This window comes from Streptomyces avermitilis MA-4680 = NBRC 14893, from assembly GCF_000009765.2.
GTDB classification, from domain to species: Bacteria; Actinomycetota; Actinomycetes; order Streptomycetales; family Streptomycetaceae; genus Streptomyces; species Streptomyces avermitilis.
On the sequence record NC_003155.5, the window covers coordinates 4,978,337 to 4,991,204 of the forward strand.

At 74.2% G+C, this 12,868-nt stretch carries 13 protein-coding genes; 7 read left to right on the forward strand and 6 right to left on the reverse strand.

What is annotated here, in order from left to right:
- Positions 1-87: 87 nt before the first annotated feature.
- Positions 88-1,014 (forward strand): mycothiol synthase, encoded by a 927-nt coding sequence (gene mshD / locus SAVERM_RS20910; RefSeq protein ID WP_010985487.1) that lies wholly within the window; start codon positions 88-90, stop codon positions 1,012-1,014.
- A gap of 73 nt (positions 1,015-1,087) precedes the next feature.
- Here mshD and SAVERM_RS45610 read toward each other — a convergent pair whose 3' ends face one another.
- From SAVERM_RS45610 to SAVERM_RS20940, 6 genes are all read right to left on the reverse strand, one after another.
- Complete coding sequence (locus SAVERM_RS45610; RefSeq protein WP_338058988.1) at positions 1,088-1,408, reverse strand: hypothetical protein; 321 nt, start codon at positions 1,406-1,408, stop codon at positions 1,088-1,090.
- 353 nt (positions 1,409-1,761) lie between these two features.
- The gene (locus SAVERM_RS20920) at positions 1,762-3,333 is read right to left on the reverse strand and encodes a hypothetical protein (protein WP_010985489.1); all 1,572 of its coding nucleotides are present in this window, start codon (positions 3,331-3,333) and stop codon (positions 1,762-1,764) included.
- Entirely contained in the window at positions 3,330-4,196 is an 867-nt protein-coding gene (locus tag SAVERM_RS20925) for an ABC transporter ATP-binding protein (RefSeq protein ID WP_010985490.1), read from the reverse strand. Before SAVERM_RS20925 ends, SAVERM_RS20920 begins: the two co-directional genes overlap by 4 nt.
- A gap of 91 nt (positions 4,197-4,287) precedes the next feature.
- The gene (locus SAVERM_RS20930) at positions 4,288-4,494 is read right to left on the reverse strand and encodes a hypothetical protein (protein WP_010985491.1); all 207 of its coding nucleotides are present in this window, start codon (positions 4,492-4,494) and stop codon (positions 4,288-4,290) included.
- Positions 4,494-5,351, reverse strand: a complete 858-nt coding sequence (locus tag SAVERM_RS20935; RefSeq protein WP_010985492.1) for a cupin domain-containing protein — start codon at positions 5,349-5,351, stop codon at positions 4,494-4,496. The genes SAVERM_RS20930 and SAVERM_RS20935 overlap by 1 nt, the downstream gene beginning before the upstream one ends.
- On the reverse strand, positions 5,348-5,887 hold the full coding sequence (locus tag SAVERM_RS20940) for an RNA polymerase sigma factor (RefSeq protein WP_010985493.1): 540 nt from the start codon (positions 5,885-5,887) through the stop codon (positions 5,348-5,350). The genes SAVERM_RS20935 and SAVERM_RS20940 overlap by 4 nt, the downstream gene beginning before the upstream one ends.
- A 111-nt stretch (positions 5,888-5,998) precedes the next feature.
- On the opposite strand from SAVERM_RS20940, the gene SAVERM_RS20945 reads away from it, so the two are divergent.
- The 6 genes from SAVERM_RS20945 to SAVERM_RS20970 all read left to right on the forward strand — a co-directional run bounded on the left by SAVERM_RS20945 (position 5,999) and on the right by SAVERM_RS20970 (position 12,839).
- Positions 5,999-6,385 carry a GntR family transcriptional regulator gene (locus tag SAVERM_RS20945; RefSeq protein ID WP_037650776.1) on the forward strand — a complete coding sequence of 129 codons (387 nt, stop codon included), beginning with the start codon at positions 5,999-6,001 and terminating at the stop codon, positions 6,383-6,385.
- Positions 6,382-7,299 (forward strand): ABC transporter ATP-binding protein, encoded by a 918-nt coding sequence (locus tag SAVERM_RS20950; protein WP_010985495.1) that lies wholly within the window; start codon positions 6,382-6,384, stop codon positions 7,297-7,299. The genes SAVERM_RS20945 and SAVERM_RS20950 overlap by 4 nt, the downstream gene beginning before the upstream one ends.
- Positions 7,296-8,237 carry a hypothetical protein gene (locus tag SAVERM_RS20955; protein WP_010985496.1) on the forward strand — a complete coding sequence of 314 codons (942 nt, stop codon included), beginning with the start codon at positions 7,296-7,298 and terminating at the stop codon, positions 8,235-8,237. Before SAVERM_RS20950 ends, SAVERM_RS20955 begins: the two co-directional genes overlap by 4 nt.
- The gene (locus SAVERM_RS20960; RefSeq protein ID WP_037650773.1) at positions 8,234-9,202 is read left to right on the forward strand and encodes a hypothetical protein; all 969 of its coding nucleotides are present in this window, start codon (positions 8,234-8,236) and stop codon (positions 9,200-9,202) included. The genes SAVERM_RS20955 and SAVERM_RS20960 overlap by 4 nt, the downstream gene beginning before the upstream one ends.
- A gap of 207 nt (positions 9,203-9,409) precedes the next feature.
- Positions 9,410-11,776: an RNA degradosome polyphosphate kinase gene (locus SAVERM_RS20965; RefSeq protein WP_107082968.1), complete on the forward strand. Its 2,367-nt coding sequence runs from the start codon at positions 9,410-9,412 to the stop codon at positions 11,774-11,776.
- Positions 11,757-12,839, forward strand: coding sequence for a CHAD domain-containing protein (locus tag SAVERM_RS20970; RefSeq protein WP_010985499.1), 1,083 nt, complete (start codon positions 11,757-11,759; stop codon positions 12,837-12,839). Before SAVERM_RS20965 ends, SAVERM_RS20970 begins: the two co-directional genes overlap by 20 nt.
- Positions 12,840-12,868: the final 29 nt, after the last annotated feature.

The following is a 12,868-nucleotide window of genomic DNA, read 5'->3' on the forward strand; positions in this document are numbered from 1 at the left end:
ACGCGCGTAGCGCAACAGGGGGTTCGTGGTTACAAGCAGGTTGCCGTTGCCTCCCCTTTGCCCCCTGCTCCCCGTACCCTCGTACGCATGACCAGCGACGACACCGTATGGCCGGGCGCCGGCCGTTCCATCGAGACCCTTGCCGCGCTCTCCCCCGGGCAGGCCGAAGCCGTGCTCGCGCTCCTCGACGAGGCCGCGCGGGTCGACGGGCAGCCGGCGGTGTCCGAGCAGGGGCGGCTACAGCTGCGCGGCGGCGAGCGGGAGGGCGTACGGCATCTGCTGCTGAGCGCGGGCGACACGCTCGTCGGGTACGCGCAGCTGGAGGACACCGACCCGGTGGAGGCCCCGGCCGCCGAGCTGGTCGTGCACCCCGCGCACCGCGGGCGCGGACACGGGCGGGCGCTGGGTACGGCGCTGCTGGCCGCGACCGGCAAGCGGCTGCGGGCGTGGGCGCACGGCGGACACTCGGCCGCCCGGCACCTGGCGCAGGTGCTCGGGCTGACCCTCTTCCGTGAACTGCGCCAGATGCGGCGGCCGTTGGCCGGGCTCGACCTGGCCGAGCCGAAGCTGCCGGACGGTGTCACCGTGCGCGCCTTCGTGCCGGGCCAGGACGACGCGGCCTGGCTCGCGGTGAACGCGGCGGCCTTCGCGCACCACCCCGAGCAGGGCTCCCTCACCCAGCGCGACCTCGACGACCGCAAGGCGGAGCCGTGGTTCGACCCGGCCGGCTTCTTCCTGGCCGAGCGCGACGGCGAGCTGATCGGCTTCCACTGGACGAAGGTGCACGCGCAGGAGGGCATCGGCGAGGTGTACGTGCTCGGCGTCCGCCCCGGCGCCCAGGGCGGCGGCCTCGGCAAGGCCCTGACGACGATCGGACTACGCCATCTGGAGGCACAGGGACTGCCGACCGCGATGCTGTACGTCGACGCGGACAACAAGGCGGCGGTGAGCGTGTACGAGCGACTGGGCTTCGCCACGCACGAGACGGACCTGATGTACCGAACGGAGTCGTGAGCGGCGGCGGGCACGGAGGCGGGCTCAGCCCCCGTCAGCCCCCGTCAGCCCCGGTTCGTTCCCCTACCGGCGTTCACTTCCCGGAGCGCGGCGGACGGCGGCGCGTACCGGAGGTCAGCCGTCGTGCCCGCAGGGGTTCCGGCCCGGACGCGGCCCAGACCAGCACCCCGACGGCGAGGAGCGCCGCCCACCGCACATGCGCGGCCTGCCACCGCGGGTCGGCCGGGCCGACGTACAGCGACCAGCGCCCGGGAAGCAGCAACAACCCGGCACAGGCGGCGAACAGCAGCCAGGCCGCCGTGGCCGCGCCCGGCTCCGCCGTGTCCGACCAGCGCACGGCGGCGGCCGCGCCGGCCAGGGCGAGCGCCGCCAGCGCGGCCGCCTCCAGGGTCACCGGCCCGGCCGGGGGCCGCCCCGGGGCGAGGAGCAGTACGGCCGTCCACCACAGCGCGGCGACCGGCGCGACGAGCTGCCAGGCGCAGCCCGGTGCGTACCGGCCGCCGGGTCGGCACCGCGGCGGTGGTGTGCCGGGCCGGGTCGTCGAGCAGGAAGGCGAGCCCGAGGGCGAGGCACAGGGCGCCGGCCCGCAGCGGGGGAAGGCTCTCCCAGGGCCACAGCCGCGGCAGCCCGGCGAACACCAGGCCGAGCGCACCGGCCACCGCGAGCGCCCGCCACGGGAGGGTACGCAGCACGGGACCGAGCAGCGCGCGGATCACGGCGTACTCGCCCCCGATCCCCCGCTCCCCGCTACTCGTCCGCACACTCGTCCCCGGTCGCCTTGGGCGCCGCCACCCCCAGCAGCTCGGCCGCCCTCGTGAGCGACGTCTTCGAGGACGTCAGCTCCGTCCAGTGCGTCTTCACCCGGGCCGTGACGCCGTAGCGCGGGCGCTCGAACAACTCCCGTACGACCGTGGTCTGTCCGCGCGTCATGGACAGCCCGTCCGTCGGGGTCAGGGCCAGGGCGGAGCCCTCGACGGAGTCGTCGAGGCGGACGTCGCCCAGCGCGTAGACCGGGTCGGACTCCGTGCCCAAAGCCAGCCACATGATGGTCACCACCCGTGCGTCGCACATCTCGACGGTCGCGTTCTCGTTGCCCGCCACCAGCACCGAGGCGACGGCGACCGCGAACTTCAGACGCTGGTTGCCACCCCACTCGGTGCCGACGGTGACCTGCCGCGGCGTCCGGACGGGGTCGATCGCGGCGTCGCTGGTCAGATCGGAGATGTCCGCGACCCGCTGCCGTACGGTCAGCCGCTCGCCCCCGGCGGCCCCGCCCGCGAGGGACTGGACGCGCTCCACCACCTCGGCCCAGTCGGCACGTTGGCCGCTCCACTCGGGGAAGGCGCAGTACGTCGACCGGCCGAGCGGGGCACACGACTGGACCTTCTCCGGCGTACGGGACGCCGTCGTACGGGCCTTGGCCAGGGCCGCCGAGTCGCCCGGGGACTGCCCGGCGGCACCCGCGACCGTGACGGCGAGCGCGAGGGCGGTCAGCGCCTTCACCCTGCGGGCCCGTCCGCCGCTCAGCAGCACCGCGGCACCCAGCAGCAGACCCGCGAGACCCACCAGATACAGCGCGTGCCAGGCGGCCGGGCGGCCCAGCAGATCGGAGGGCAGCGGAGGGGCGCCGGTCTCGGAGACGGTCGGCCACAGCCACTTCTGCCAGTGCCCGTCGTTCGTGCCCGCGGCCACGAGGACGGCGAAGAAGAAGGCACCGACCACGAGCAGCGGGACGGCCAGGGAGTAGGGGATCAGCCGGGCGAGCAGCACCCCGAGGATCCCGGTCAGCAGCACCATGAGCGGTCCCACGGCCAGTTCGGCCACCGACCCGTGTCCGACCGCGCCCGGCTTCAGTGCCGCCCAGCTGAACTCGAAGGCGACGACCAGCGCGGTGACGACGGCGTACGGGACGACGGACAGGGCGTGCGCGAGGGTGCGCCGCCACGGCTCCATCACCAGCACGTCGAAGTGGCCGTCGGTGCCGTTCCGCCGGGAGCGCAGTACGGTCCGGTTGACGCAGGCGAGCAGGGCGATGGCGAGGAACAGCGGCCCGGACTGGGTACCGCGGTCGACGTCCTGGAGGATCGGGTAGTCGCCCGCCGCGTCGCCGGCGAACAGCTGCCAGCCGGTGAAGCCGAAGTACAGGGGCAGGAACACGAACACCGGTATGTGATGGAGCAGTTCGCGCGCCTCGAAGCGGGCGAGGGCGAGGACGGCGGCCGCGGGGCGCCCGTCGGGCCGTACCGGTTCGTCCATGGCGGGGGCGGCCCCCTCCGTGTCCGCGTCCCTGAGGGCGCTCGGGGTCGTGCTCGTGCTCATGCCGCCACCTCCGCCGGCTCGCCGTCGAGGGCGAGCAGGTAGCCGTCCTCCAGGGTGGGGTCGAGAAGCCGGGCGCCCTCGGGCGGGTCGCCGACGTTGCGGAACGACCCCGTGCCCGTGCGCCAGCCGGCCCGCGCCCCCGGATCGCGCTCCGTGCTGCTCCACACATGGCCCGCCGCCCGTGCGGTCAGCTCGGCCGGGGTGCCCTCGAAGCGGACGCGGCCCCGGGCCATGACGATCACCTGGTGGCAGAGCATCGCGACGTCCTCGGTCTGGTGGGTGGACAGCAGCACGGTCCGGCCCTCGCCCGCCTGGGCGATCAGCTCCCGGAAGCGCATGCGCTGTTCGGGGTCGAGGCCGACGGTCGGTTCGTCGAGGACGAGGAAGCCGGGGTCGCCGACCAGCGCGGCGGCCAGGGCGACGCGCTGCCGCATGCCGCCGGACAGCCGCTTGATGCGCTTGCCGCGTACGTCCGACAGGTCGACGGCGTCGAGCACGCGCCGCACCTCCCGGTGCCGGGTGCCGCGCTCGGTCAGCTCCTTGAGGATCGCCACGTAGTCGACGAACTCGAAGGCGGTGAAGTCCGGGTGGAAGCCGGGGGTCTGCGGCAGATAGCCGAGCTCCCGGCGGACTTCCTGCCGTCCGGCCGCGGTGCCCGGGTCGTGGCCGAGCACGGTGAAGGCACCCCGGTCGGCGGGCACGGCGGTGGCCAGGACCCGCAACAGGGTGGTCTTTCCGGCCCCGTTGGGCCCGAGCAGCCCGGTGACACCCGGGTGGAGGCGGACGGTCACGTCGTCGAGGGCGGCGGTACCGCCGTAGCGGAGGGTCAGGCCGCAGCCCGAAACCGTGGGTGCGCTGGTCACGCGGCACTCCTGAGAAAGAGGTCGAAGGAGGAGGGGCAGGAGGGGCAGGAGGGGCAGGAGGGGCAGGGGAGGGAACTGGGGGACCCGGTGGTCATGAGTCGCCCCCGTCGTCCCCGAAGGTCTGGTGCGAGCGGGTGCCGCCGAGGCCGATCCGGGCGACCGGGCCGAGGACGCGGAGCACCGCGTCCAGGACCAGGAGGGCCGCCGCGGCACCGGTGAGGACCGCCGCGGCGGTCAGCCGGGCCGCCCTGGCCGCCCGTGGTCGCCATCCGCGAAGGAGACCGCGCGGGCCGGGCATCACACCGCACCCCCGCCCGGCAGGTGCGCGAACGGCAGGCGCGCGGCGACGGAGTCGAAACGGTCCCGGGTCCGGTACAGCAGCCCGGCGGCCAGCGCCGCGACCACGGCCGCGGCTCCCTGGCCCGCCATGGTGAACGGCGCGAGCGTCTCGTGGGTCCTCGCCTGCGCGACCAGCAGCAGCCCGATCCACGCCCCGCCGGTCAGGGCGGGCGCGAGAACCGGCCCGAGCCGGGGGGTCAGCGCGAGCCCGGTGCCGGTGAGGGCGAGCGCGGGCAGCAGCCAGGCCAGGGCGCGCAGTCCGTAGCCGGGCAGCGCGAGCGTGGCGAGCCCGTTCAGGAGGAGGCCGGTGGCCAGCACCGCGAGCGTGCGGATCAGCAGCAGCCGGAATCCGTGCAGCGGCGCGACCACGGCCATCTCGTACGTCGGGTCGAGCACGGGGCCGTACGACAGCGCGACCCCGGCGAGCGGGAGCAGCGGCGCGAGTGCGAGGAACAGGGCCGGAGAGTCCACGGTGAGCACGATGCCCACCGTCATGACCAGCAGGAACGCGACCGCGCCCAGCCAGGAGCGGCGCAGCACGGGCGTGGCCGTCAGCAGCCGCGCGGTGTGGTCGGCCACGCCCGCCCGTACCAGCAGCGACTCGAACATTCCGGGCCGGGGCGCGTCCAGCTCGGCGTCGAGCCGCTCCCACGCGGCGTCCAGCGCGACCGGGTCGCCGGCCTCGGCCAGCGCCGCCCGGCACCGCTCGCACGCGGCGAGGTGGGTGTCGGCGGACCAGAGCCGGGGCGGTGCCAACTCGCCCTGTACGTAAGCCCGGAGGTCGTCCTCCGGCACATGCCAGGTCGTATCCCTCATGCCAGCGCCTCCCGCAGCTGCTTCCGGGCCCGCAGGGCCCGTGTCTTGACCGTGCCGGGCGGAATGCCGAGCAGGACGGCCGCTTCCCTGGTGGTGAGACCGTCGATCACCGTGGCCTGGAGCACCGCCCGCAGCTCCGGCGAGAGCCGGACGAGGGCGCCCGCGAGGTCCCCGTGCTCCACCCCCGCGAGCACGCGTTCCTCCGCGGACGCCTCGTCTCGGTGCCGCAGCCGCGCCAGCGCCTGCCGCAGCCGTCCGCGCGCCCCGTCGCCGCGCAGCGCGTCGATGAGCCGCCGCGAGCCGACGCGCCACAGCCAGCCGGCCACGTCCCCGTCCTCGCGGTAGCGGGCCGTGCCGCGCCACACCGCGAGGAACGTCTCCTGAACGACGTCGTCCACGAGGCCCGCGTCGGCGCAGCGTCCGCGCAGCCGGGCGGTCAGCCAGGGCGCGTACCGCCGGTACAGCTCCTCGAAGGCGCGCCGGTCCCCGTCCGCCGCGGCCCGCAGCAGTTCCCCGTCGCTTCTCGTCTCCCTCACGCCCCTTCATCGGACGAGCCCCTGCGATCGGTTCACTCGAACGGACTTGACTTTGCGACGAGTCTTGCACCACCCTTTCACTACTCAATTAGTGAAAGGGTGGTTGAACGGGTGGTCGAGTACCGCATCGACCGGCGCTCCGGCGTCGCCACCTACGTCCAGATCGTCCAGCAGACCAAGCAGGCCCTGCGCCTGGGCCTGCTCGAACCCGGCGACAAGCTGCCCACGGCCCGCGAGGTCGTGGAGGCCACCGCCATCAATCCGAACACCGTCCTCAAGGCCTACCGCGAGCTGGAGCGCGAGGGCCTGGTGGAGGCACGCCGCGGCCTCGGCACCTTCGTCCGCCGGACGCTGGGCGCCGCCCCGGCCGACTCGCCGCTGCGCACCGAACTCGACGCCTGGGCGCAGCGCGCCCGTACGGCGGGCCTCGACCGCGAGGACGTCGCCGCACTCCTCGGCTCCGTACTCGACGAACACTTCCCGAAGGGGGACCAGTGAGTTCCACCCGCACCACCGCGGACGTCGCCCTGGAGGCGTACCGGCTCGGCAAGCGGTACGGCAGGCGCCCGTCCGCGGCCCTGGACGACTGCTCCTTCCGCCTCCCGGCCGGCCGCGTCAGCGCACTGGTGGGCCCCAACGGGGCCGGGAAGTCGACCCTGCTGGCGCTGGCGGCCGGACTGCTGCGGCCCACCTCGGGCACGCTCACCGTCCTCGGCGGGGCTCCCGGCGAAGCCCGCGACCGCGTCGCCTACCTCTCCCAGGACAAGCCGCTGCACCCCCAGCTCACCATCGCCGAGACCCTGCGCCTGGGCGCCGAGCTCAACCCGGGCCGCTGGGACGCCGCCCACGCCGCCTCGCTGGTCGAACAGGGCTCGCTCGACCCCGCGACGAAGATCCGCCGGCTCTCCGGCGGCCAGCGCACCCGCGTCGCCCTCGCCCTCGCGCTCGGCAAGCGGCCCGACCTGATGCTGCTCGACGAGCCGATGGCCGACCTCGACCCGCTCGCCCGGCACGAGATGATGGGCACGCTGATGGCGGACGCCGCCGAGCGCGGCACGACGGTGCTGATGTCCTCGCACATCGTCGCCGAACTCACCGACGCCTGCGACCACCTGCTGCTCCTGGGCGACGGCCGCATCCGGCTCGGCGGCGGCATCGACGACCTGCTCACCGCGCACTCCCTGGTGACCGGCCGCGGAACGCCCGCCGACCTCGCCCCGCACACGGTCGTCGAGTCCCGGGCCAGCGGCCGCGGCCTGACCGCGCTGATCCGCCGCGACGGACCCGTCGACAGCGGCTGGGAGGTCCAGGAACCGTCCCTGGAGGAACTGCTCCTCGCCCACCTGCGCGCCCCGGGCGCCCCGGCCCTGATCACTCCGGGCACGGCCGTCTCCGTGGAGGTGACCGCATGAGCGCCACCACCCTCGCCACGCCCCGGCGCCGCACGCTCCCCGGCCCCCGCGGCCTGGTCTGGACCGTCCTGCGCCTGCACCGCACCGCACTGTGGATCTGGCTCGCCTTCGTGACCGGCACCGCGGGACTGCTGCTCTGGCTGTACGGACCGGGGGCGACGGCGGCCCAGCAGGCGTTCGACACGTACGGGTACTACGTGCCGGGCGGCCTGAACTCGACGAAGGAGGCGTACGACGACCTCTTCTACCGGCCCGCCACCCTGATCAGTGTCGCCACCTTCGTCGTCCCGCTGTTCGCGGGCGGCGCGCTCATCGGCCGCGAGCTGGAGACCGGCACCGCGCAGCTCGCCTGGACGCAGTCGGTGAGCCCGGCGCGCTGGCTGGCCGCGCGGCTCGCCGTGCCCGCGCTCCTCATCGCCACCGGCACCGGCCTGCTCGTGGCCCTCTACCGGCTCCTGTGGTCCGCCCACAACGGCCTGCTGGTGGCCGGCTACGCCCCCCGTGAGCTCTACTTCGCCATCGGCCCGGCGACCGTCGTGCACCCCCTGCTCGGCCTGGCCCTCGGCGCGCTCATCGGCCTGCTGGTGCGCCGCGCGCTGCCGGCGATCGCGGTCGCCGCCGGCACCCAGTACGTGCTCACCGCACTCCACAACCGGCTCTGGCCCTTCCAGCACAACACGCCCTACAGCCCGCCCGCGGAACTCTCCGTGCACAGCGGCGCGTTCACCTCGGGCGGCGCCCTGATCCCCGACCCGGGCTGCTACGACAGCAAGCGGTGCCTCGCCGAACACCATGTCGTGGGCTTCACCCGCGACTACCTCCCGTCCCCCGAGTACTGGCCCCGCCAGCTCCTGGAAACGGGCCTTCTGCTGGCCGCCACGGCGGTCGTCGTCGCGGTGGCGTTCCGCGTCCTGAACAGGAGCGTGACCACCCCATGAGCACCCTTCCCGTGCGGGGCCTGTCATGGACGGTCCTGCGTCTGCACCGCTCGGCGGTGGTCCTGTGGGGCGGCGCGCTGCTCGCCGCCACCGTGGCCCTCATCTGGATGTACGCCATCGGGGACGACGCCCGCGCGGGCATCGGCGCCTGCGCCACGCCCGCCACCGGCCAACTGCCGCCCTGCTCGGCGGTCCACGCGATCACCGCCGACGGCATCTATGCCGACACCCTCGCGTCGGTCGGCACCGCCGTGTCGTACCTGATGTTCCCGGTCGCCGCCTGGGCGGGCGGCGCGCTGACCGGCCGCGAGCTGGAGACCGGCACCGCCCATCTGGACTGGACCCAGTCCGTCACACCGGCGCGCTGGCTCGCCGCCCGGCTCACCGTCCCGGCGGCGCTGCTCGCGAGCGGCACCGCCGCGGCGGTCCTGCTCAACGTCTGGGCCCGCCAGGACGGCAACCCGGACCTCGTCGGCGACTGGTACTACGCGGACGTCTTCGTCTCCACCGGCCCGGCCGCCGTCGCCCACGTCCTCGCGGGCCTCGCCCTGGGCGCGCTCGCCGGGCTGCTCACCAAAAAGACGCTGCCTGCCATCGGCCTGGCCCTCGCGGCGACGCTCGTGCTCCACAACGCGCTGGACTGGTACCGGACGAGCCTGTGGCCGACCGTCACGACCACCGGACGGGCGGCCCTCGACCTCCCGCGCAGCGCGCTGGACCTCGAACACGGGGTCATCACCACCACCGGCGAACGCATCGGCAACAACACGGCCTGCGTCGGCTCCGACAGCCTCGCCGACGTCCAGAGGTGCAAGTCCTCCAGCAATCTGACCGACTTCTGGGCCACGTACCACCCGCGGTCCCACTTCTGGCCCCTCCAGTTCATGGAGACCGGCCTCCTCCTCGCCCTCGCCGCCGCGGCCACCGCCACCGCCTTCTGGCTCCTGCGCCGCCGCACGGCATAGGGCCGGTCCGGGTACGCCCCCGACGGGGGTGGGGGGCGTACCCGGCCACGCCGCTCCCGGCCACGCGGCTCGGCGACCGCACGGCTCGGCCCGGCTCAGCGGCCGCACGGGCTCCCGGTGCCACGGACGCCCGGGAGCCGCCCCCCGCTATCCCGCACGTCATGTCTCCGTAACCAACGATTCAGACGACCTTGCGACCCTCGGCCAATGAACCCCGCCGTGCCCGAGCCCTCGCCGCCTCCGGTGAACGGGGAGAGCAAGCGAACCGGCCGCCAGGTCGTCGCGCTCCCGCCCGCTCGCTCTGACGCGCCCTTCCCCCGCCCGGCGCGGAAGAATGGGGCCATGAGCCAGCCAAATGTCCAGGCACAGGTCCAGCACCCGCAGCCCTCCGTGGGGTCCATCGCCGCGCACCGCCCGCACACCGTGGCCGCCGCGGTCTCCGACCTGGAGCCCGACCTCGATGCCGACCTCGACGCGTACGAGGACACCGACGCCGACGGCGTCCAGCTCCCGCAGGGCCGCTTCCTCGACCGGGAGCGCAGCTGGCTCGCGTTCAACGAGCGCGTCCTCGAGCTCGCCGAGGACCCGAACACGCCCCTCCTCGAGCGGGCGAACTTCCTGGCGATCTTCGCCAGCAACCTCGACGAGTTCTTCATGGTGCGGGTGGCGGGACTGAAGCGCCGCATCGCCACCGGCGTCGCCACCCGCTCCGCCTCCGGTCTCCAGCCCCGCGAGGTCCTGGAGATGATCTGGGCCCGCTCCCGCGAGCTGATGGCCCGGCACGCCGCCTGCTACCAGGAGGACGTCGCCCCCGCGCTGGCGGAGGAGGGCATCCACCTGGTCCGCTGGAACGAGCTGACGGAGAAGGAGCAGGCCCGCCTGTTCACCCTGTTCCGGCACCAGATCTTCCCGGTGCTGACCCCCCTCGCCGTCGACCCCGCGCACCCCTTCCCGTACATCTCGGGCCTGTCCCTGAACCTCGCCGTGGTCGTGCGCAACCCGGTCAGCGGCCACCGCCACTTCGCCCGCGTGAAGGTCCCGCCGCTGCTCTCCCGCTTCCTGGAGGCGTCCCCCGACCGCTACGTCCCCATCGAGGACGTCATCGCGGCGCACCTGGAAGAGCTGTTCCCGGGCATGGAGGTCCTGGAGCACCACACCTTCCGCCTCACCCGCAACGAGGACCTCGAGGTCGAGGAGGACGACACCGAGAACCTGCTCCAGGCCCTGGAGAAGGAGCTCATGCGCCGCCGCTTCGGGCCGCCGGTGCGCCTGGAGGTCGAGGAGTCCATCGACCGGCACGTCCTCGATCTCCTCGTACGGGAGCTGAAGGTCTCCGAGGCGGAGGTCTACCCCCTGCCCGGCCCCCTGGACCTCACCGGCCTCTTCGGCATCGGCGCCCTCGACCGGCCCGAGCTGAAGTACCCCAAGTTCATCGCGGGCACCCACCGCGACCTCGCCGAAGTCGAGTCGGCGTCCGCGCCGGACATCTTCGCCGCCCTGCGCGAGCGCGACGTCCTGCTCCACCACCCGTACGACAGCTTCTCCACCTCCGTCCAGGCCTTCCTGGAGCAGGCGGCGGGCGACCCCGACGTCCTCGCCATCAAGCAGACCCTGTACCGGACCTCGGGCGACTCGCCGATAGTCGACGCGCTGATCGAGGCCGCCGAGGCGGGCAAGCAGGTCCTCGTACTGGTCGAGATCAAGGCCCGCTTCGACGAGCAGGCCAACATCAAGTGGGCGCGGAAGCTGGAGGAGTCCGGCTGCCACGTCGTATACGGCCTCGTCGGCCTGAAGACCCACTGCAAGCTGTCGCTGGTGGTCCGGCAGGAGGGCGAGACCCTGCGGCGCTACTGCCACGTCGGCACGGGCAACTACCACCCCAAGACCGCCCGGCTGTACGAGGACCTGGGCCTGCTCACCGCCGACCCGCAGGTCGGCGCGGACCTCTCCGACCTCTTCAACCGGCTGTCGGGCTACTCACGCCGCGAGACCTACCGCCGTCTCCTCGTCGCCCCCAAGTCCCTGCGCGACGGCCTGGTCTCACGGATCAACAAGGAGATCCAGCACCACCAGGCCGGACGGCCCGCGTTCGTCCGCATCAAGGTCAACTCGATGGTGGACGAGGCCATCATCGACGCCCTCTACCGCGCGTCCCAGGCCGGCGTCCCGGTCGACGTGTGGGTGCGCGGCATCTGCGCGGTGCGCCCCGGCGTCACGGGCATGTCCGAAAACATACGGGTGCGCTCCATCCTCGGCCGCTTCCTCGAACACTCGCGGGTCTTCACGTTCGGCAACGGCGGCGAGCCCGAGGTGTGGATCGGCAGCGCCGACATGATGCACCGCAACCTCGACCGCCGCATCGAGGCCCTCGTCAGGGTCACCGACCCCGCCCACCGGGCCGCCCTCAACCGGCTCCTGGAAACCGGGATGTCCGACACCACCGCCTCCTGGCATCTGGGCCCGGACGGCGAGTGGACACGGCACGCGACCGATGCCGAGGGCCAGCCCCTGCGGAACGTCCAGGAGATGCTCATAGACGCCCGGAGGCGCCGGCGTGGCACAGCGACACCTTGACCCCCCCACCGACCCCACGGCCGGGCCCGCCCCCACCGGAGACGCCCTCGCGGGCTACCTGCGGGCCCAGGCCACGGAGTTCCTCCGCTCACTGCGCCAGCACCGGGAGACCGGCGCGGTGAGCGGCTCGGAGGACTCCGTCGACGCGGCGCGCGCCCTGCGCCGCTCGGCCCGCCGCATCAGCGGCACGCTCCACACGTTCCGCCCGCTGCTGGACACGGACTGGTCGGAGGCCATGCGCCCCGAACTCGCCTGGCTGTCGGGCACCTTGGCCCGGGAGCACGCGTACGCGGCCCGGCTGGAGCGGCTGCTGCTGGCCCTGCACCGCCTGTCGGGCTCGGCGGCGTTCCCCACGCCATCGGCCGGCCCCGCCCCGCGCGCCCAGACCTCCCCGGACCGCGGCAACCTGACGGTGGGCGCGGCCAAGGCGGGCGCCCTGCTGGACCGCCAGCTCACCCTCGCCCGCACCCGGGCCCACTCCGCCGCCCTCCAGGCCCTCGGCTCCTCCCGCTTCCACGCGGTCGCCGACAGCGTCGCCGTACTGGCCAGCGAGGTCCCGCTCACCCCCGCCGCGGCCACCGCCGACCCGCGCCCGTTCGCCGCGGCGGCCGACGAGCGCCTGTGCGACGCCGTGAGCGCCCTGCCCCTGGTCACCGCGGGCCACCCCTACAACGCGGAGGCCCTGATCCACGGCCTCTCCCCCGACACCGCCCCGCATCCCCAGGACGCCCCCTGGCACCAGGTCCGGCTGCTGCTGCGCCTGCACCGCTACGCCCGCGAGGCCCTGTACGGGGAGGAGGACACCGCCCTGCCCGAGCGGGGCCGGGAGCTCGGGGGAGCCCGCGTCGACGTCCGGCTGAGGTCCGCGGGCCAGGCCCTGAACCGGCACCGGGACGCGGCGGAGGCCGCGGCGGCCGCCTCCTCGGCGGCCCGTACCCCGCGCATCGCCCCGGCGACGGCGTACGCCCTCGGCGTCCTGCACGCCGACCAGCGCCACGAGGTGGAGGCCGCCCGCTTCGCCTTCCAGCAGTCCTGGCAGAAGGAGGCGGTGGGCACGCCATGACCGAAAAGGCAGCAACGGCAGTAACGGCA

Bases quoted from the DNA above. Each gene is read 5' to 3' on its own strand.
- mshD (WP_010985487.1), top strand. From the start codon at position 88: ATGACCAGCGACGACACCGTATGGCCGGGCGCCGGCCGTTCCATCGAG.
- SAVERM_RS20920 (WP_010985489.1), bottom strand. From the start codon at position 3,333: ATGAGCACGAGCACGACCCCGAGCGCCCTCAGGGACGCGGACACGGAG.
- SAVERM_RS20930 (WP_010985491.1), bottom strand. From the start codon at position 4,494: ATGCCCGGCCCGCGCGGTCTCCTTCGCGGATGGCGACCACGGGCGGCC.
- SAVERM_RS20935 (WP_010985492.1), bottom strand. From the start codon at position 5,351: ATGAGGGATACGACCTGGCATGTGCCGGAGGACGACCTCCGGGCTTAC.
- SAVERM_RS20955 (WP_010985496.1), top strand. From the start codon at position 7,296: ATGAGCGCCACCACCCTCGCCACGCCCCGGCGCCGCACGCTCCCCGGC.
- SAVERM_RS20960 (WP_037650773.1), top strand. From the start codon at position 8,234: ATGAGCACCCTTCCCGTGCGGGGCCTGTCATGGACGGTCCTGCGTCTG.
- SAVERM_RS20965 (WP_107082968.1), top strand. From the start codon at position 9,410: ATGAACCCCGCCGTGCCCGAGCCCTCGCCGCCTCCGGTGAACGGGGAG.